Origin of the sequence: Psychrobium sp. nBUS_13 (assembly GCF_051201665.1) — a bacterium.
Lineage (GTDB): Bacteria > Pseudomonadota > Gammaproteobacteria > Enterobacterales > Psychrobiaceae > Psychrobium.
On the sequence record NZ_CP179210.1, the window covers coordinates 1,326,404 to 1,345,787 of the forward strand.

Here is a 19,384-nt window from a genome sequence, read left to right on the forward strand (position 1 = left end):
TGCTTATTGCACATTTTAAAGCCATAATCTCCTATGTGACATTTTGACACATAGGAGATTAAACGATGGCAACTACTTTACCGCGCATCACCGCTAGGGTTGATGTTGATACCCAAGAGTTATTGAATAAAGCGACAGCAATCGCTGGTATGTCTAGTATTAACTCTTTTGTACTAAGCGCTGCGGTTGAAAAAGCTAAGCAAATCATTGAACGTGAGCAAGCCTTAAAACTCAGTCAAGCCGATGCTATGTTATTGATGGATGCGTTAGATCGTCCTGCGACAGAAAACTCAAAGCTAAAAGCAGCGGCTCAGCGATACGACAGTAAAGCGCAATAATGCACACGGTATTACTAGACAAAACTAAACATGACAGAAGCCGCTTTGATTGTGGTAGCGATGCGTTAAACAATTATTTGAAAGTAATGGCAAGTCAGCAAGCGAAGAAAGACAACACCAGAACCTTTGTGTTGGAAGAAGATAGCAATGTCTCAAACATCATCGGCTTTTATACACTAACAATGACGCCAATCGATCTAAAAGCTCTGCCAGATAAATTACAGAAGAAACATCAATCGTCCACCTCTGGCGGCCTCATTGCACGCCTCGCTGTTGACCAGCGCTACAAAGGAAATGGATTTGGTGAATGGCTGTTAATCGACGCACTACGCAAGTTGCTTGCTGCCAGTGATAGCGTTGCGTTTCCAGTTGTAATTGTTGACGCTAAAGATGGCGCTAAGCAGTTTTACGAAAATTATGGCTTTCGAGCGTTTCAAGATGCAGAGAATAAGCTGTTTATTACTATTGCAGATGTTAGGGCGAGTTTGGAGTAGGGAGAATCAATGTACTCTGGTGTCTTTGACAACTAGTACAAATTCCTGAGTTTCATATTGTTATTTTAAGGCATTGAAAATAAAATAGAATCCCTCTTTTGCCAACTAAACTCCCTTGATTTTAGCTTGTTAATTAATGATGTCAGAATGAATCAAATTACTTTGATTAACTTTATTTGTCGAAAATTTGCTCAACGGTTCTCATTGGCAGAAACATACGAATTCGTCCATTGCGCTGGCAAAGAACTTCAAAGCCAAATTTTGCATAGAATGCTTGTGCTGAATCGGTAAGGCAGTCAACTACAATAGCGTAAGCTCTCATGTGGTGATTGACTTGCCATAGATACTTTAAAGCGCGGACTAAACTGGTTTTACCAAGCCCATTACCATGAAATTCTTTGTGTACAGCGAGCTGTGCCAGAAGAAAAACGGGAATAGGGTATCTTGGAAGTTTTTTAGCTAACTGGGTTGGAAGTGATTCTCGGCTAATTGAACTAGGGGCAACACTATAAAATGCACAAATTGCATATTTCTGGTTAAGCAGAGGCTGTGAACTAGGCAGCACCATAGTTCGACTAATACCCGCTTGCATGTGTTTTGCAGCTTGAGTCCTTATAAAAGTATTTAACTCAGGTTCACCGCAATCAAACGAGCTGCGATCATGCGTTATTTTACACAGCTCAACAAAGGCGTTGCCCCAACTCACTTGATACCACTCTCATCAGTAAACTTAGCCGCATCCATTAATGCTTGATTAGGCGCTTTAGCTTTGTCACATGCCGCCATAAACTCATCAAAAACACTGTCTTGAACTTGAATACTTTCGTATTCTTGAATGACTTGTGTTGCGTCTTCATCCATCAAGCGAACCACATATTCAGTAAGACTTTTTAAGCCTAGTAGCGTTGATGCTTTTTCAGCTTTTGCTTTAATCTCTTCGTCAAGACGAAGATCGATACGTGCTGTTGCCATAACTCCTCCTATGTACGGATAAGTTCCGTAATATTTAGGATTATAGTGTAAATAGTCAGTTTGGGCAATTTGTACGGACAAATGACGGAAGTTTTTTGTGGAGAGACGGAATTTCTGTATCAATCGTGAGAGTTAAATTTGCACAAAAAAACTCAGTAGATATTTCGAATCACTGTGTTTTTCGTTTGTTAAAACTATAAAGGTTAAAAAATCAAAGAGAAATTTGTGGGTGCCTACTTTTTTATCGCCTTGTTGATATTAAGGTAATTGAAAATAAAGATATATTTGTTGCTGTTACTTTCTTTGAACAACAATTTTTGAAAAATAATCGCTAGTCGAGGTTTGCAAATATCTTTATTAGCGACTAAACATTGTATTAATATCAAAATAAGTATGAGGCACAATAGAGAAGTCGATAAAGATCTTAAGCCATATAAATTCGCACATGGGTATATTAGCAAGGCCATCCGTAAACGAACAATTATGGCTTATCCATGCTCTGGGAGTCTCATGTGTCCACGTGAGGGAATCTTTTCTAATCCAAGCGTTAACTTTCCTAATACTAGAGTGCCAAGTGGAACAGATAATCATACGGGGGTTTGTTATAGTTCGAGCTTTCCTTGGGTGGGGCATTGTAAAGCGAATAATGCAAAAGTAATTCCGCTGAGAGCAAAAACAGTTTCTAGGTTTCGATAGGGAGGGTGTCAGGTGAATATTTTAAAATCCATTAATGTTTTTGTTTTATTGTGTCTAATAACAGCATGCTCTGGTGATAGTACAAAACCAAAACCAAAACCAGATCCCATTAGTGCGTTTTTGCCTGAGGGGGCGCAAGAAATAGAGATTGTCGGAGATACATTATTTTATACCCATCACTATAAATTGTATAAATCATCGCTTGATGGTCAGACCCAGCTTATAGACGATAAATACTCCAGTTCATTCGAAGAATTAGACTCAGCTATTTGGGGATTGGGCGAGATTTTAATTAGCGATTTAAGAGCTTATAAATCAGACAACTCAATAGTAGAACACCCTTTAAGTGTCAGTAACTTAAATGCTTTTAGCGACGGAAATCGAATTTTTGCCGTTAACGAAAATCAGATTGTAGTCATTGATGAATCATTACAGTTTAACAACATTGATGTCTCCTCAGCGTTAAGTTTATTGGGTGACGACATCACAATAGATGCCGCATTTATTGATAATGAAAGCCCGCTCATTACATATCGCTCTAATGGAGATGAAGAGTACAATATGGCATTAATTCATGATGGCCAAGTGATTGATATTTCAAAAGGCCCTATATTGAAGAACAATTTCAGGACAGTAGAGAAAATCAATAATGAACAAATATTGGCGATTCTATTCCACAGTAAAATTGAACTCTTTGATTACGAAACTGAATTGACGACTACATTAGAAGTAGGTTCAAAGGTAGGTGCAATGTTTAAAATCGGCGATGAACTCTATTACACTGTTGGTTCGTTCGCTATTTATCGGTTAGATACTAGAACATTGAGTTTCGAGAAAGTCGATATACCTGGAAAAGTAGGTTTTATCTATGATGTCGAGCATTACCAAAACGAAGTCTATGCTGGTACGTCACAAGGCGTATGGAAAATAGATATAGCTAACGATGTCTTTGAACAGATTATTGGATTTTGATGAGTGTAGGTATTAAACGTGAGCAAGCGTCATTGCTTTAATTGCGGCGTTGTCCGAATTATATTACTCATCTAATCGATCTTATTTACGTAAACAACCTTGCTGAATAAATGTTTTTTGGGGTAGTTGATAATTAGTTCATAGCAATCTGACTCATTAAAAACTAACTGATATTGATTAGGTGATAGTTCGCTAAAGCTCGCTAATATACTAAATCAACTTCAAAGTGCAGTTTTTAATATTTGAAAATTATCATTGATCGTATCGTCAAGTGTATTGGCAATATCGGGTAATGTTGACTCAAAAAAATCGCTAATACGCCGTCGAAACTCTTTAGTACTTGAAAAATATTGGCTATTTCTCGCATTTTTGTTCATTACCTTCCATAGCCGTTCTATTGGGTTTAAATTAGGACTATAGGGTGGTAAATAATGTAACTTGATATTGAGCTTTTCGGCTTCATCAATCACTATCTGATTACGGTGATAACCAGCACCATCAAGAACCATATGAAGCATACCGCTCGTCTGATAATTGGCTCTGACTTCATTTAAAAAATCAACGATAGATTCACCGTTGACTGTCTTATTATATTGCCTTATCACTGCTTCCTCTAAGTGACCCAATCGGATAGCTCCCACTACATTAATTCGTGTTCGACTTCCTGTGGTTTTAATGGGTTTATTTTCCCCTTTTTTAATCCAGCCTGCCGTGATTTTTGTCGCTTGTGTTGGATGAACAGCATCCATAAACAAGATTGGCTCATTAGGAGCCAGCGTTGATTTAAGCTGGTTATAATGTGCGATAAAAGCTGCTTGCTTTTCCTCATCAAAATTATGAGGAACGCCTTTGGGCTTTTTATAACTAAAGCCATGCTGATGTAACCATTTATTGAGACCAGGCACCGTGTATTTAATGTCGTACTCACTCTCAATATGATCAAGTATTTGATGGCTATGTAGGTAAGTTACTTCACACAGGTGTGCAATTAACTGTTGCGTTTGCTGATGATTAAGATAACTAGTAGAGCCGCCGCTGTTGATGGTTAATTTTTCACGACGAATGTAGTCATCAATATATCTAACAACTGACGTTTCGTGAATGCGTAACGCTTGAGCAATCATTGGCGAAGACCAGCCTTCGTCACGCAATAGAATAGCTTTAATTCGATCGCACTCACGCTTATCTCTCGCTTTTTTATGTCGAGATTCTAACGTTTCTTTTTGAATGTCGGTGAGAGCAATCTTTTTCATGTGACTATCATGATCTCATTAGCTAAAAAATCAAGCACTTTCAATGATCACGGGTATAAATAACTGTGATAAAACGGCGTAAAGCTGTAGCTGCCAATAATTTTAAAGCCCTTACTTAAAACAACAATCTCGCAACCTTCCTCGAACGGGCAACCCCAGTTTACGAGCAGCATGAAGTAACTGGGCATTTCAAGTTGCTTTTCAATAACATAGCCAGATACCTTTACATTTAACCTTTTATCATTGAAGTACAGCGCCGATTTCAATGGCCTGTTTTCGTAGTCTCCCTCATGGGTTTCAATGCTGAAGTTATCAATGGCTATCACTGATGTTCCTTGGTTAAGCTTGTTGGTTATTGATGTTGAATGAAGTGAGTTACTTTTGAATTGAGCATAATAATTACACAAAAGCTCAGTAATTAATGCAAATTACTGAGTTTTTTTACTGCAATCAAAAGGTGTTAAAAATGAAAGAGAAAATTGTGGATGTCCTTTTTTAGTTTAATAAGAAGCTACAACGTAAGGAGTTATTAACGTTTATGGCGAAAAAAGAGCGCACCACGGTTGTTATGGAAGCGTGTTACTCATCAAACTATTGGGGGCGAGAAATAGCAAAGCTTGGGCATGAGGTAAAATTGATACCCGCACAACACGTGACTCCTTTTGTTCGAGGCAATAAAAATGATCATAATGATGCGATGGCCATTGTTCAAGCAAGCCATCGGCCTCACATCAGATTTGTGCCAATAAAGACTGAATACCAACAAGAGATTAATTCGCTGCACCGTATACGTGAACGGTTGATAAGAAATCGAACAGGCGTGATTAACCAAACTCGTGGTTTATTGAGTGAATTTGGTGTCATTGCTAACGCGGGAAAAGCCGAGTTATTTAAGCGGCTGTCTACGTTCATTGTTAACCCCCAATATAGCCAGCAACTCAGAGACATGATTAGTGAACTATATGCAGAGTATTTTGAACTCACCAATCACATTGAAAAAATTGAGAAACGGTTAAAACAATTTGTCGCAGATTCACCTAATGGGAACATACTACTGAGTATTCCAGGCATTGGCTTTATTAACGCATCAGCCATCATGGCAACCATCGATAAAGGCCAAGCATTTAGCAACCCAAGGGAGTTTGCGGTGTGGTTAGGCTTAACTCCACAGCAATATGCCTCTGGAAATAAAAGTAGAATGGGCGGTATTACAAAGCGTGGCGACCGTTATCTACGAAAACAATTAGTACACGGAGCAAGGACTGTTGTCTGCCATGCCGGTAAAAAGACAGACCAATTAAATTTATGGGCTAATAAATTGCGAGAGAAGAAAAGCTTTAACAAAACCGTTGTCGCGATGGCGCACCGCCTCGCACGATTAATTTGGATATTGCTTCAGCGTCATATAGCCCAAGGTATGCACTAATCTTGGCAGGGAGTGTTTGAAATGAAGCTAGTTTTGTTACTTCGATCTTGTTTAAATCCGGGTGGGACAAAGGCTAACAGCCTGTGTGGGTGTTGTGGATGGCAAAATTCGGGGTAACACCTTTTAAAGCACCAACCAAAGTCAGTTAATAAGTTAATGAACAAAGGTCTAACCTACCTAATTAAAGCCTGACTGAGGCAAGGATTTCAGAAATCCGAATGCGTGTTACGGTGATTAGGTACGAAACTCATTAGAGGCCAGAGATAATTGAAATATCTCTAATCATAGAGCCTGAATATATGTCGGTACTGATTACGTTTAGACTAGATTTATTCAACGATTAACAGCTTAAAAGAAAACAAGATTGTGCCGCTAACGCGACACAAAAGTCAGGCTAATGCCTTGACAGTAAGGGAGCGTCCATATATGTCCCTTTCTACCCATTAATTTGGGAGTGTTCATAATTCTGTGTCATTTCAGTAGAATATAATAAAACAGGAATGACACATGACTAACTCTTTTGATTTTGAGCAAGCATTAACAGATTTGCAAGCTGGTAAAAGCCTCACTGGTAAAGATGGCATCTTAGGCCCTTTGATTAAGCAATTAACCGAAGCGGCCCTTAATGCCGAACTAGAGCACCACTTAGCCAACGATAATCAATCTAATAGAAAGAATGGCAGAACAAGTAAAAACATCAAACACCCGTCTGGTAATTTTGAACTCGACACTCCGCGAGACCGCAATGGAACATTTGAACCTCAATTAGTGAAGAAAAATCAAACCTCACTATCAGATGAAATCGATCGCAAAATACTCTCGATGTTTAGCTTGGGAATGAGTTATCGTGATATCAATGCACATGTAGAGGAGATGTACGGTATTAACGTGGCCACAGGAACGATTAGCGCAGTCACTGACAAGCTTATTCCTGAGCTTAAAGCATGGCAACAAAGGCCATTAGATAGCCATTACCCAATTGTTTGGCTCGATGCTATTCATTATAAGGTCAAAGAAAACGGTCGCTACATCAGCAAAGCTGTCTACACGTTATTAGCACTTAATATGCAGGGTAAAAAAGAGATATTAGGGTTGCATTTATCAGAAAACGAAGGGGCTAATTATTGGCTTTCAGTGCTGACCGATCTTAATAATCGCGGTGTTAAAGATATTCTTATTGCCTGCGTAGATGGGCTAACCGGCTTTCCTGAAGCCATAGCAGCTATCTTTCCTGAGACAGAAACACAGCTTTGTATCATTCATCAAATTCGAAACTCACTTAAGTACGTCGCGTCTAAAAATCAGAAAGCCTTTATGGCCGATTTAAAACCTGTCTATCGTGCACCCACAAAGGAAGCAGCTGAATTAGCACTCGATAAACTAGAAGAGAAGTGGGGCGAAAAATATCCGCTGGTTATTAATTCCTGGCGCAGGAAGTGGCACAATCTATCTCACTATTTTAAGTACCCTGAGCACATCAGGAAGGTGATATATACCACGAACGCCGTTGAGGCGGTTCATCGTCAGTTTAGAAAGTTAACGAAGACGAAAGGCGCATTCCCGAACGAAAATAGCTTGTTGAAGCTGTTGTATGCTGGCATATTGAATGCTTCTGAGAAATGGACGATGCCAATCCATAACTGGAGCTTGTGTGTTTCTCAGTTGGCGATATATTTTGAGGGACGTTTAGATAGCGTCATTGATATTTAGAAAATTAAGCCTGACACAGAATGTTGAACGCCCTCTTGTGTTGGCGTTGGTTTGGCAACTCCTGATGGAACGTGTGATCCCTATCCACCAGAAGAACAAGATGTGGCTATTCCTGACTGTTAATATTATTTTAAAAAACTACTTTGACCTTTGTGCTGTATTGTTAAAGTTCCATATACCACCTTATTTGTGAATTAATATTATGTTATATAATCATCTCAATAAATTAAAGCTAAGTTTTATGTAACTATTCAGCCTTATCTTCAATAAATACATCTGGAAGCTGATTTTTGAATAGCAATTCAAGGGCTAGGCTTGCAGATACATATTGTTTTCTGCAAGTCGATAAATAGCTTCTGATCAAACAGAACATCTCTGCGCCTTGCATACTTCTAAAGCATCCAGATATTTTTTGATGAACTTTTGTCATCCTAATATCATTCTCGCCTTGATTATTGGTAAATGGGACAGCAGTGCTCGTCAGAAAGCGTAAGACATCATCTTGATAATCTCTTAATCGCTCTAACAATGCTCTGGATTTTGTTCGTTTTAATCGCCCTCGCTGACCTTTTATTCGGCTGTTTTCATCTGGCGCTGGACATTCAATTTCACCTGCGGCTAGTATTTTTTGATATTGCGTTAAGTATTGCCGCTTAGTGTCTTCGTCTAAGTTGGGGTTATCAATTTGATGTTTATTCATGTCCTTCAGTAAGGTTTGCAACGCCTTCGCCCATTGCATGCCATCTTGCTCCCATGCTCTTTCTAACTCTCGGATATGATGAGCATTGCATAAGGCATGTTGGCACTTGGTATATTGATAATACGGTTTCCAATGGTCATGACACAGTACACCACTAAAGTGAGGAAGAATATCGGCGTCATCCATCGCTATTTTTCCTCTTTTTTCATGAGGATAAAAATACGTCCACCATGTCGTTGACGCGCCATGAAGCCATCGCCGTTTTCCGCCGATATTAATACCTGTTTCATCAACATGTAATGTTTGATGAGGGCTTTGTAATGCCGTTTTTATGATATCTTCTGCACCTGATGACTTGACCAGTGCAGCGGCTTGCTCATTAAAGTTAAACAAACTACCCGCACTGACGGGGAGACCGAGCTGGTCGGCAAAGTATTCTTCAATACGATTATAAGGAAGTAATTGATATTGGGATAAGTAAACGGCATGCGCTTTCACACCAACGCCATACTGGATCGGACTGTTAACGCCTTCTGGAAATTCACCCACAAAACGCTTTCCTTGCGCATTTTCCAGAATTTGCGCTTGGTATTCTGTCACCACTTTACTGATGTCGATATCGACAACTTGCCGCTTTTGAAAACCCACCTCACGATAACGTCCTTGAGGTAACATGTCTCGGTCAACTAAAATGACTTCTATCTCATCGGGCGTTTCTGTTTGAGTCAGCGTTTTACCCGTTCGGCCTTTTTGTCCACCCGCTAGCTTATCTGATTTAGCTTTGGTTTGTTTTTCTCGGTTAATATCTTTTGATGGCGGGATACTACTATTTTTACTGTTAAGTCCCAATTTACTGGCAAGCATAACAACGATAACAAGAATAAGCTCGATAGACATCTTCAACGCAGGCGTGAGTGTCTTATCTTCTTGTAACTGAGCTTTAGTTTGCTCAACTATTTCAGTGATGTTGATGCTGTTTAAGTTCATTGAAGCTAGGGCGATTAAGTCATAGCCCTAGCTTGGCATACTGGCAGGATCGGTCAATAGCTAAAAAGGATCCTTAGAAAATAATTTTCCCTAGTGAATAGTTACAGTTTTATATTGTTTTTCTTTCTCCCTATTCTCTGGAGACGAAAAAAACGTCGGCTTTCCGCGTATGAGCAATATTTAATTTCTGAAATTGCAACAACACAAAAAGTGCCCTCAAGTAAAGCTAAATCTATTTATTACAAAAGCCTTAAAAACTCCATAGGAATTCATTTTAATTTCGCCTACCTAATGAATTTACCAACAAAATTAATGCTGATGGAACTAAAAAATATCGACATAATAAATGAAGAAATATTAACAACCTTAGAGGCTACTAATCGTCCAATTATTATGGCTTCTATACATAGTGGTGATTTCAATTCAGGCTTTTTAAAGCTTGCAAGTACCTCTAAAACCAAGCGAACTATTAATATAGTCAAGCTTTCTAAGCAATCTCCTAAAGAAGAACGAATGATAACAAGAATTAAAGAGTTTTGTAGTAATATCAATATTCTAAGGTTCAATAATGAGATTGCTAAGATCTGTTTTTTCCAACTACGCAAGAACAACATTGTAGCGATAATGAATGACGTAGAAGTTAGGGTCAATAAACGAGTACCTGTCGATTTTATGGGGCGAAAATGCCACTTTCAATGTGGAATTGCACAGTTAGCTATTCCAGCCAAGGCCATGACTCTTCCAGTGATAAATTATAAAGACAGTCAAGGCAATAATGTTATAAAAATTGAACAACCACTTGATAGTCAACTACAAGAAAATGAAAACACACAGGCGGCTATCCAAAGGCTCACACAGGCGATAGCTAGTCACATGGAATCATGGATTACGGACCATCCAGAACAATTTCATTGCTGGGAATTTATGACTAAAACGCTAAACGCGAAAGAGAACGATAAGGTAAATTGGCATGTGCAATATTAAACTAAGAGACCTAATGTTTGGGTTGGTGAGCATATTTTTGCTCGCCTCCTGTAGCTCAACTCCCCCGCTAGAGCCTAAAATAGGTAGCGAAGTTAATCACAAAATTTTTTCAGCACGCGATATCGTGATCAATCAGCATTTTATTAAAAGGTATCGAATAAGCCCAAACGGGAAGAAGCTTGCTTGGTTTGATTATGTAGATGGTCGCCGCATGTTATTTATTAAAAAGTTGGCCGATAATAGCATTCGCACTATTAATTTTCCTTACTTTCCGAAACGTTATTTTTGGGTTGATGAGGGAAGATTTATGGCTATACCTGGAAGAAGCGATGCTGACGGTAGTGTGAGGCTTATGGTTATTGACACCTTAATTCCGAAGTTTCGTCCTAAATTTATTCTAGATAAATCATTAGGAAACTTGATAGTTCACAGGCAAACATTATCGCCTGAAGTTGGTTTGTTACTTAAACTTACGTTACCTGGAGGGGGGATTGAGTTTTATTCTCTAAGAGTTAAACAAAATGAAGTAACAACGTCGAAAATTAATACCAGCAGTTTATCCGTCAGTGATATTATTTTGGATAATCGTAAAGTCATCGCCAGAATAAAAACAACTAATCGAAAACGTATTATCGAAAGGTATTCAACAAAACATAATCAATTCATGCTTATATCTGAGTGTCATGATTCTGAAGCGACTCTTAGTTTATTGAGTGTCGACAACGATAATTATTTAAATTACACCTCAAACTGTGAAACAGACACGGTTCAATTAGTTCGCGCTAAAAGTGATAAAAACAAAATAGTTTTGTGTGATCAAAGCGCCCGTTGCAAACTTGATCTTGAACAAGTGATTGTCCATCCCAAAACTGGGATCCCGCAATTTGGTTTAAGTCATAGCAATACAACACAACTCGTTAATTTCTCAACGGTAAACTACAACGATTATTCCTTTATTAAGAACCTTACTGGGAAAATGACAATAACAAGTGTCGACCAAAATTTTAATAAGCTTCAATTTGGAGAGTCCTCATACCTTGGTTTCGGAAATTATTTAGCCAACTTGGAAACGCAGTCCATTCAAACATTACATCCCGCTCATTTGGCAAAGCATAAAACATATTTTAAGCGTGCTGAGTTTGTTGACATAAAACTAGCAGAAAGTGAACACTTATATGGCTATTATTATCCACCTCAAGTGAGGCTGGAAAATAAAAAACCAGCAGTAATTTTAATTCATGGCGGACCAGAATCCAGAAGCTACGCAGATTTTGACTCACAAGCGTTGTTTTTGTCTAATCGAGGTTATAGTGTTTTTTCCTTGAACTATCGTGGCTCTGTCGGCTTTGGAAAAGACTATAAACGTAAGGCTTATGAGAATATCGGCATCATGTTAAGTGATATTAATCGTGCCGCCGACTGGTTAATTACTAACAAAGATATTAACCGAGAGTCTATCGCATTATTGGGTGGAAGCTATGGGGGCTACTTAGCGTTATTAGCCAGTCAATCTGAGCGATTCCAATGCATAGTGTCAATTAATGGAGTCTATGATTTGAAAGATATTACGGTGGTCAATTCAAAGGCGGCGAATAATGTGTTGTCTCGCTATTACGGAAGTATGACGAACATTAAAAATGGAAAATTTGACGATTTTTCACCCATTAAATTTAATGACTATAAAGATAATAGCTACCTACTTATTCAAGGAAAATATGATAAAAAAATTCCCTTTGAATCTGCCATTAGGTTTTACGAATTAGTTAAAGATACTAACGATGTTAACTACACCCTTTTAAATGATGGACACAATATAAAAAAATGGTACAACACCCTTACCACTTATCGTGATATTGAAACACATTTAAGTCATTGTATTGGCGGCATTGACGCGGGTTTTGACTACTATTTATTAGCAAAACCGTTTTACGAACTAATAGAGTAACCGTGCTTACTAATAAGGAACTATTTTGAAAAAGATATTAATCGCGTTATGTGCCTTCGCTTCATTTACCGCTACTGCGCAATATACATATGATGGTGAGCATTCAGGCTCATATTTTGACAATACAAGAATTAATCTTTCGTTTTATGAAGGAATGGATCACAGTCAGCAATACTTTTCTTTGGGCGTTTCAAGTAAAAGAATAGACAGCATTGGCTACTTTGAATTTGGTGTGATGTATGGCAACGAAGTCAGCGACGGCAGATTTAATACCTTAGGTGCAGGATATAACAAATATGTATACAGCTTTGGGAAACATCATATTGCGTTAGGCGCCGGCGCCTTGGTAACTTTTGAAGGGAAGTGTCGTGATAATCCCAACAGCCAAAATGCGAGGGAAGAGTGTGACAGTCATGATTCGAAAGACTCCGTCTATGGTTCAACAAACTTTATGGCTTACCCTGAAATTAGGCTGATGTTCAATATAGCTAAACAGTTTGACGTCAGCATTAACTATCGAAAATATTTTGCTATCAATGATGGGTTTAACGCCGATAAGTACTTTCTGGGAACAACGGTATTTTTTTCGTTTTAAGCCAACGCAGAATATATGCTCTAGGTTAATCGAGTTTAAATATTCAGTAATGGTAAAAACTAATAGATGAGTTTATGTAACATATATTTTATAGATTTATTTAAGGAAATTTAAATTGATTTTACCACGACAGTTGTGTTCATTCTTATTAGGCCGTAAATTTATTTTTTGCCTAACGCTTGTATGTGTTTTTAATGTAAAGGCTGGTTTAGATAATGCTCTCATTGACCAAAGGTTAAGCACAGTTGAAATTTCGTCTTATGTAACAGATTCTCAAGGCATACCTTTGCAAGGTGTTAGAGTAGAAGTGATCGATTTTGGTGTAAAAGAAAAGTCTGATCAAAGAGGTTACTTTAAATTTTCAGCTCTTAAATCTAAAAATTCCTATTCTATTATGTTAACTAAAAGCAATTTCATTGGCCTTAAGGCTAAGATTTCGGATGTAAATAAACTGAATACATTTGTACTACACAAGCGGGAATCAGCCTTAGAAAGAATCACGGTGACTCCAAGTTCTTATGGTTTTTTAGCGCAAGAAATTAATGACTCGAGCTATCTCAATCGAGAAGCGATAGATAGGATGCCCCATATTGCCGATGATATTTTTAGATTATTACCCAGTTTGCCTGGTGTGAGTGGTGGGGGATTTTCTTCTTCTTTCAATGTTCGTGGGGGGATATTTTTGCCTGTCCAAATTATATCTTTATCTTAGTTGAAAATAGCTTATTTCAATGAGATATTTTTGCCTGTCCAAATTATATCTTTATGAATTAATGTTGGCGCTGAGTTTTATATTTGGCGGGAAAGAGATATCAAAAAATATCTTAAAATCGTCACAACAACTTGGATAGCGTATTACATTTGATTGATGGTCAATTTAATAAGGGGCAGTAGGTAATAAATCATAATACCCCTTTCTATAATTTTTCGAGTTAAATCGTTGCTTTTCTCGTATCTAAATATTTTGGCGGCTGCTGAATATTCATTAAGTGACGTTTCACTAAATCTAATCCAGCCGTTGCTACGTATTGTTGGAAATACGCGCGGCCTAGTGGCAAATACAGTGCGGCGGTTCGGATGTTGTCTTTATCTCCCCAAGCAATCCACACTAAACCTACTGGCTTTTCATCGCTGCCGCCACCGGGGCCAGCAATGCCTGATACGGCTACGCCGACGTTTGCTTCGCTCACTTCTAATGCGCCTTTAAGCATTGCAATCACGACTGGTTCGCTGACAGCGCCATGCTCAATTAACGTTTGCTCTGGCACATTAACGAGTTTAGTTTTCATGGCATTAGAATATGTGACAAAACCTGCTTCAAAGGCTGCTGAAGAGCCAGCTTCTTTGGTGATGAGTGATGCCATTAAACCGCCTGTACAAGACTCAGCAAAGGTGACTGTTTTGTTTTGCGCTTCTAATTCATTGATTAATGAACGTGCCATCGATATTCGACCTTCACCGATGACGTGGGCACCTAACAGATTGTATAGTTTTTTCTGCCAAGCTGGTTTGTCATCATGGCCTTGCTGGTGGTGACTGGTGAGCTTTATCTCAAGCAACGGCATTGCAGCGCGATAACCAAGCTCAATATGTGATGGCCAATCTGGTAAATGTTCATTCACCATATCTTGAATTGTCGATTCGCCGAGGCCAAACACTTGAAAACAGCTGATATCTGTTGTGTCGTTGATGGCAAAACACTGCTGAATATGGGGCAGTATTTCGCTACCCATCATTTTCTTGAGTTCACGTGGGACGCCGGGGGTTGTATATATTTGGCATCGCTCAACTTTCATTGTAAAACCAACGGCGCTGCCTGACTCATTAGGAATGATGTCACAGCCAGCAGGTAGCATGGCTTGTTTTTTGTTGGAGTCGCTGAGTTGGTAGTTTCGTCGTTCACACCAATCTACTAAATGCGCCATGGCATCTTTATGCTCTGCAATATCGACATTAGCGGCCATTGCTAGCGCTTGTGCAGTCATATCGTCAACCGTTGGCCCTAAACCGCCATTAATGATGAGAATATCTGCACGTTTGGCGTGTTGGGCAATCTCGTCTGCGAGTAAGCTGACATCATCTTTAACAGTAACACGGCGTGTGACCTCAAGACCTAGTTGACCGAGTTCTTGCGCTATGTGCGCCGAGTTGCTGTCAATAACGTCGCCTGACATTAATTCGTTCCCTGTTAGCAGGAGTTCTACATTGAGCTTATTAGTATGCATTAGCGGTTTCCATGGCGTGTTTTGTTTTAACGCTGGGAGTGTAACAAAATCAAAGTTCTAAGCGGAAGATAAATCCCAAAATAACTGGACGTTTCCAACAGTTGTCGTACCATTAGCCATCTTAAAATTTAGGGATTTTCCTCATGGCGCAAAAAGCCACTATTTTCAAAGCTGAGGTTAACTTAGCTAACATGGATCAAGACATTTATCTTGACCAAAACCTGACTATTGCGCAGCACCCTTCGGAAACTCTTCAACGTATGATGTTACGCATTGTTGCGTGGGCACTGCACGCTAATGAGCAGTTAACATTTACCAAAGGATTGTGTGAAGAGGATGAACCTGAGCTGTGGCAAAAAAACTATAGCGATGAAATTGAGTTGTGGATTGATTTAGGCACGCCAGATGAAAAACGTATAAAAAAAGCGAGTGTACGTGGTAAACAAGCAGTGTTATTTACCTACGGACAAAATGTTGCCAATGCGTGGTGGAAGCAACATGAAAGTGTGGCTCGTAAATATAACAACTTAACGGTTAATTTCGTGAGTGATGAAACAATGGAGCAGTTGGCAGCTCTTGCACAACGCACTATGCAATTACAGTTTTCAATTAGCGATGGCGATGTGTGGTTAAGCAGTGGTGAAGAGTCAATTCAACTCGATATTAGTTGCTGGCAGGAGGCTGCTCAGTAGTTGTTTTATCAGTCGACTTTAATATAGTGGGGAAGGTTAATTTGAAACAAACGCCTTCTTCACTTGGCATTAATTCGATTTGACCTGCGAGTGAATTATTCATTAAATCTTCAACGATATGCATACCTAGTCCTGTACCGCCTTGGTCTTTCTTAGTGGTGTAGAAAGGATCAAAAATTTTATCCGCTTGTTCTTCTGTTAGCCCTTTGCCATTGTCTTTGTAGATTAGCTCTAAATTCCCTCCCATTAATTTGGCTGCCAGCCGAATTGTGCCATGCTCCATGTGTTCAAATCCATGAATTAGACTGTTCATGATGAGATTGATGATGATTTGAGACAGCGGGCCAGGTTTGGTATCCAACACAATATTGTCATCACAGGTGATAAATATTTCATGCAGTGTCTTGCCTATGCGAGGGTTTAGGCTTAGTAATATTTCTTCAAGGTATTCGTTGAGATTAAACAAACGTTGTATGTCTGTCACTTGATCCGATGAAACCGCTTTAAAACTGTGAACTAGGCCAGCTGCTCGTTCCATATTACTTAGAATTATCTTTGAGCTTTGTTCAACCATTGCCAAGTAAGAGGTGAGGTCGCTCTTAGTTAATTGATTGTCTTTGATACGGCCATTGAGGCTGGTGGTTGTTTCTAAAATGTTGGATGCGCAGGTAACGCCAATGCCAATTGGGGTATTAATTTCATGTGCAGCGCTAGAGACCATTTGGCCAAGCGCCACCATTTTTTCTGCATCAATTAGCTGTTGAGTCGCTGCACTCAGGCTTAGTGTACTAATTTCTAATTGGTCGGTACGTTCATGAACTGTCTCTTCAAGCATTTTCTGATAATGCTTTAGCTGTTGATTGTTTTGTTTGAGCTCTAATGTCTGCTGGGCGATTTTTTCTTGTTGAATGAGGCGATCTGAAATATCAAAAATAGCGGCAATAAACAGTTTTTCTGACTTTATTTCAACTTTGGTGATATCTAACTCGACCGGAAACTCTTTTCCATTTTTACGTAAACCAGACACTCTTGCTCCCTCACGCAAGCTTGCGAATTCTTTGTCAGAATTATCAAAACTTTTAACTTTTTTATGGTGATCTTTGCGATATCTCTTTGGCAGTAAAGTCACTAAAGAACGGCCAATAATTTCATGCTTTTCATAACCAAAAAGACGTTGTGCTGCTTGATTGAATTGCACAACTTCTTGATCATCATTAATGGTTAATGTGGCTGTTGCAGTAACATCCAGCAACATAAAGTAATGGGCTTTACTTTCCCCTAAGGTCTCAATTGAACTGAGGAGTTCTGACCGTTGACGTTCATTATTTCGCAATGTTTGCTTCATGCGATAGATAAATACGGTGAGATGCTTAAGCTGTGAGTTTTGTTGTAATGTTTGATAATCCGTTTTTTCGCCGTTGAGTAAATGTTTAATGGTGCTGTTGATATCTTTGCTTTCTTGCTGCTGGGCAAATTGTAAAAAGTAGATACCAATCATCAGCGCGGCAATTAGCACAAGGCCAATCATTAAATTGATTTTTGGAAAGTTAAATGCAATGTAGGCAAAGGCTTCCTGAAGCTGAGTATTAGCCTGATTTTGTGAAAAGTATTCTGATAATGTGAAGAGCGTGAGTAGTATTAAAATATCGCAGATTGAGATGGTCCACAGTAATTTTAAGATCAGGTTCTTATTTGCATTAATCTTTATACTTTTCATGGGGGATACTCGTCGGTAATCGTGTTACCTACTTACGTTAATCCAATGGATATCTGTATCAATCAATAAACATAATTGGTATCAGATTTTAAACATCGTTTAAATACGCCACTAACCACTTGTCTGTTAAGCGGTTAGTGGTGAACATCAGAAAAGTATAGTCGGGAAAATTCACTTCGCCACGAATATGACGGTGAATATTCGATCAATTAAGTTATTGATCGTTAACGCGACTTGCTAAATAGGTTGAATATTGTCGTGCTGTAGCCAAATTAGTTGCTGTGTTAGCAACTGCTCGTTCACTCAATTGTGCCGTGAGAGCAGGCATGTCAAAGGGATGATTATTTAGCGAAAACTTGTCACTAATATCTTTGTAAATCAACGCTGTTGCATCAATTGCTGATGACGCTTTAACGATTTCACTACGAGCGTAAAATGGCGTTGAAAAATCGACATCTGTTGCGCGTAATTTAGGATCGCTACCGGGAATTTGTTGTGCGCCATAGAGCGGTTTTCCGCCGACCTGAGCCGTTGAAAATTCCGGAATAAAGTGCGCCAGAAAATCGATTGATTTTTCGGTGCGCGCGTTGGCAACGTCTTCAGGCCATTGATGACTTATCTTACTTGCTAGTGCATTGGGAAGCTGGGGCTGTGATGAAGAGGTATCACTGGCCACGAGTCCGTCATTAAACAGCGTAATATCCTTCGTCATGCCGTGAATTTGAAAGTAGCCGTTAGGGTAGGGCGTTAATTGGGCCATACCGTTTGGTGTGCCACGTTGGCCATAAAAAATAACTTCTGGCCAATGCCCTTCAACGTCTTGCCAGCGCGTTACATAGGCGGCTTTGAACTCAACTAGACGTTGTTGCTGACAACCTATTAAATCGTCGATTGTGCCGCTTTTAAAACCACAGGCATTCACTAAATAATCAACAACTAACGTTTGGGTTGATTGCTCTGTGGTTAATGTCAGGTGCCATTGGTTGTGATGACGGTTAATCGCCGTTACTTGTGTGTTTGTATGAACATGACAATGAGGCAATTCTTTACTAACGAGTGTTGCACTTGCGGCCAATCTAAATACATTTAGGCCATATTCTTCCACGAGCACTATTGGAAATTTAATAGTATCTAAATCGAGTTTCTTAACGACAGGAATCAACCAATCGCTCGCTGTTAATGCCTTTGTGGGATTTGGCTTTGATAACAAAGCGTCGACTTCTTCACGTTCAAAAACGCGATAGTAATTGTCTGGCTCACCGAGTACTTTATTGTCGCTATGATCTAACACTAAATGTTGATAATGGCGTTTTAATAGCTCTAAACGAGGCATTAATTGCTCGAACGTGCCGGGATCTCGCTTGGGAATAGCAATGAGCGTTGGACGGTAATCGGCACAATGAGGATAGAGCTTTAATGTATCAATTGATTGGCGAAGCAACGTGATGCATTGCTTATCGTCTATTTCACGATAAAGGTTGCCGCCCGCATGTAAATGACAAATCGGTGGACCATTCACTAAGCTTGGGCCAGCTTCGATTAATACGGTGTCAATGTGATGACTTGCTAATCCTAAAGCGGCAGTTGAACCTGCAATGCCACCGCCGATAATAGCCACTTTAGGCTGCGTTGTTAATGGTGTGTCTTGTAACGTTGTTGTGTTCATGAAACCTAATGT

The 19,384-nt window shown here is 39.2% G+C and carries 17 protein-coding genes and 1 pseudogene; 10 read left to right on the forward strand and 8 right to left on the reverse strand.

Annotation, left to right across the window (positions count from 1 at the left end):
- Nucleotides 1–65: 65 nt before the first annotated feature.
- Both ACMAZF_RS06020 and ACMAZF_RS06025 read left to right on the forward strand, forming a co-directional pair.
- Nucleotides 66–338, forward strand: a complete 273-nt coding sequence (locus tag ACMAZF_RS06020) for a DUF1778 domain-containing protein (protein WP_435276529.1) — start codon at nucleotides 66–68, stop codon at nucleotides 336–338.
- Entirely contained in the window at nucleotides 335–832 is a 498-nt protein-coding gene (locus ACMAZF_RS06025) for a GNAT family N-acetyltransferase (protein ID WP_435277190.1), read from the forward strand. The genes ACMAZF_RS06020 and ACMAZF_RS06025 overlap by 4 nt, the downstream gene beginning before the upstream one ends.
- 172 nt (nucleotides 833–1,004) lie before the next feature.
- On the opposite strand, the gene ACMAZF_RS06030 is transcribed toward ACMAZF_RS06025, so the two are convergent.
- Together ACMAZF_RS06030 and ACMAZF_RS06035 are read right to left on the reverse strand one after the other, a co-directional pair.
- The gene (locus ACMAZF_RS06030) at nucleotides 1,005–1,538 is read right to left on the reverse strand and encodes a GNAT family N-acetyltransferase (RefSeq protein WP_435276530.1); all 534 of its coding nucleotides are present in this window, start codon (nucleotides 1,536–1,538) and stop codon (nucleotides 1,005–1,007) included.
- Nucleotides 1,535–1,804 carry a DUF1778 domain-containing protein gene (locus ACMAZF_RS06035; protein WP_435276531.1) on the reverse strand — a complete coding sequence of 90 codons (270 nt, stop codon included), beginning with the start codon at nucleotides 1,802–1,804 and terminating at the stop codon, nucleotides 1,535–1,537. Before ACMAZF_RS06035 ends, ACMAZF_RS06030 begins: the two co-directional genes overlap by 4 nt.
- 708 nt (nucleotides 1,805–2,512) lie before the next feature.
- On the opposite strand from ACMAZF_RS06035, the gene ACMAZF_RS06040 reads away from it, so the two are divergent.
- Nucleotides 2,513–3,472, forward strand: coding sequence for a hypothetical protein (locus ACMAZF_RS06040; RefSeq protein ID WP_435276532.1), 960 nt, complete (start codon nucleotides 2,513–2,515; stop codon nucleotides 3,470–3,472).
- Nucleotides 3,473–3,693: 221 nt separating this feature from the next.
- Here ACMAZF_RS06040 and ACMAZF_RS06045 read toward each other — a convergent pair whose 3' ends face one another.
- Entirely contained in the window at nucleotides 3,694–4,725 is a 1,032-nt protein-coding gene (locus ACMAZF_RS06045; RefSeq protein ID WP_435274875.1) for an IS630 family transposase, read from the reverse strand.
- A gap of 47 nt (nucleotides 4,726–4,772) precedes the next feature.
- A complete protein-coding gene (locus tag ACMAZF_RS06050) occupies nucleotides 4,773–5,051 on the reverse strand; it encodes a hypothetical protein (protein ID WP_435276533.1) in 279 nt (92 codons plus the stop codon).
- A 188-nt stretch (nucleotides 5,052–5,239) separates the two neighbouring features.
- Between ACMAZF_RS06050 and ACMAZF_RS06055 the strand changes: the two are divergent.
- Together ACMAZF_RS06055 and ACMAZF_RS06060 are read left to right on the forward strand one after the other, a co-directional pair.
- A pseudogene (locus ACMAZF_RS06055) lies at nucleotides 5,240–6,151 on the forward strand (IS110 family transposase); the annotation flags it as partial.
- A gap of 507 nt (nucleotides 6,152–6,658) precedes the next feature.
- A complete protein-coding gene (locus ACMAZF_RS06060; RefSeq protein ID WP_435273936.1) occupies nucleotides 6,659–7,861 on the forward strand; it encodes an IS256 family transposase in 1,203 nt (400 codons plus the stop codon).
- A 247-nt stretch (nucleotides 7,862–8,108) separates the two neighbouring features.
- Here the strand turns inward: ACMAZF_RS06060 and tnpC are convergent, their stop codons facing one another.
- On the reverse strand, nucleotides 8,109–9,548 hold the full coding sequence (gene tnpC, locus ACMAZF_RS06065) for an IS66 family transposase (protein WP_435274516.1): 1,440 nt from the start codon (nucleotides 9,546–9,548) through the stop codon (nucleotides 8,109–8,111).
- A 93-nt stretch (nucleotides 9,549–9,641) separates the two neighbouring features.
- On the opposite strand from tnpC, the gene ACMAZF_RS06070 reads away from it, so the two are divergent.
- From ACMAZF_RS06070 to ACMAZF_RS06085, 4 genes are all read left to right on the forward strand, one after another.
- Complete coding sequence (locus ACMAZF_RS06070; protein WP_435276534.1) at nucleotides 9,642–10,532, forward strand: lysophospholipid acyltransferase family protein; 891 nt, start codon at nucleotides 9,642–9,644, stop codon at nucleotides 10,530–10,532.
- Entirely contained in the window at nucleotides 10,519–12,477 is a 1,959-nt protein-coding gene (locus ACMAZF_RS06075) for an alpha/beta fold hydrolase (RefSeq protein ID WP_435276535.1), read from the forward strand. The genes ACMAZF_RS06070 and ACMAZF_RS06075 overlap by 14 nt, the downstream gene beginning before the upstream one ends.
- A gap of 25 nt (nucleotides 12,478–12,502) precedes the next feature.
- Entirely contained in the window at nucleotides 12,503–13,072 is a 570-nt protein-coding gene (locus ACMAZF_RS06080) for a hypothetical protein (RefSeq protein WP_435276536.1), read from the forward strand.
- A 115-nt stretch (nucleotides 13,073–13,187) separates the two neighbouring features.
- Nucleotides 13,188–13,784, forward strand: a complete 597-nt coding sequence (locus tag ACMAZF_RS06085) for a hypothetical protein (RefSeq protein WP_435276537.1) — start codon at nucleotides 13,188–13,190, stop codon at nucleotides 13,782–13,784.
- A 220-nt stretch (nucleotides 13,785–14,004) separates the two neighbouring features.
- Here ACMAZF_RS06085 and ACMAZF_RS06090 read toward each other — a convergent pair whose 3' ends face one another.
- Entirely contained in the window at nucleotides 14,005–15,297 is a 1,293-nt protein-coding gene (locus ACMAZF_RS06090) for a CinA family nicotinamide mononucleotide deamidase-related protein (protein WP_435276538.1), read from the reverse strand.
- A gap of 143 nt (nucleotides 15,298–15,440) precedes the next feature.
- Here ACMAZF_RS06090 and ACMAZF_RS06095 point away from each other — a divergent pair, with 143 nt between their 5' ends.
- The gene (locus tag ACMAZF_RS06095; RefSeq protein WP_435276539.1) at nucleotides 15,441–15,989 is read left to right on the forward strand and encodes a YaeQ family protein; all 549 of its coding nucleotides are present in this window, start codon (nucleotides 15,441–15,443) and stop codon (nucleotides 15,987–15,989) included.
- Here the strand turns inward: ACMAZF_RS06095 and ACMAZF_RS06100 are convergent.
- Nucleotides 15,961–17,706 (reverse strand): ATP-binding protein, encoded by a 1,746-nt coding sequence (locus ACMAZF_RS06100; RefSeq protein ID WP_435276540.1) that lies wholly within the window; start codon nucleotides 17,704–17,706, stop codon nucleotides 15,961–15,963. The genes ACMAZF_RS06095 and ACMAZF_RS06100 overlap by 29 nt on opposite strands.
- A gap of 214 nt (nucleotides 17,707–17,920) precedes the next feature.
- On the reverse strand, nucleotides 17,921–19,372 hold the full coding sequence (locus ACMAZF_RS06105) for an FAD-dependent oxidoreductase (protein WP_435276541.1): 1,452 nt from the start codon (nucleotides 19,370–19,372) through the stop codon (nucleotides 17,921–17,923).
- Between the last annotated feature and the right edge of the window lie 12 nt (nucleotides 19,373–19,384).

What these genes read in the sequence shown, in the direction of transcription:
- ACMAZF_RS06105 (WP_435276541.1), bottom strand. Translation starts at nt 19,372, where the DNA reads ATGAACACAACAACGTTACAAGACACACCATTAACAACGCAGCCTAAA.
- ACMAZF_RS06035 (WP_435276531.1), bottom strand. Translation starts at nt 1,804, where the DNA reads ATGGCAACAGCACGTATCGATCTTCGTCTTGACGAAGAGATTAAAGCA.
- ACMAZF_RS06060 (WP_435273936.1), top strand. Translation starts at nt 6,659, where the DNA reads ATGACTAACTCTTTTGATTTTGAGCAAGCATTAACAGATTTGCAAGCT.
- ACMAZF_RS06075 (WP_435276535.1), top strand. Translation starts at nt 10,519, where the DNA reads ATGTGCAATATTAAACTAAGAGACCTAATGTTTGGGTTGGTGAGCATA.
- ACMAZF_RS06020 (WP_435276529.1), top strand. Translation starts at nt 66, where the DNA reads ATGGCAACTACTTTACCGCGCATCACCGCTAGGGTTGATGTTGATACC.
- tnpC (WP_435274516.1), bottom strand. Translation starts at nt 9,548, where the DNA reads ATGAACTTAAACAGCATCAACATCACTGAAATAGTTGAGCAAACTAAA.
- ACMAZF_RS06045 (WP_435274875.1), bottom strand. Translation starts at nt 4,725, where the DNA reads ATGAAAAAGATTGCTCTCACCGACATTCAAAAAGAAACGTTAGAATCT.
- ACMAZF_RS06100 (WP_435276540.1), bottom strand. Translation starts at nt 17,706, where the DNA reads ATGAAAAGTATAAAGATTAATGCAAATAAGAACCTGATCTTAAAATTA.
- ACMAZF_RS06090 (WP_435276538.1), bottom strand. Translation starts at nt 15,297, where the DNA reads ATGCATACTAATAAGCTCAATGTAGAACTCCTGCTAACAGGGAACGAA.
- ACMAZF_RS06095 (WP_435276539.1), top strand. Translation starts at nt 15,441, where the DNA reads ATGGCGCAAAAAGCCACTATTTTCAAAGCTGAGGTTAACTTAGCTAAC.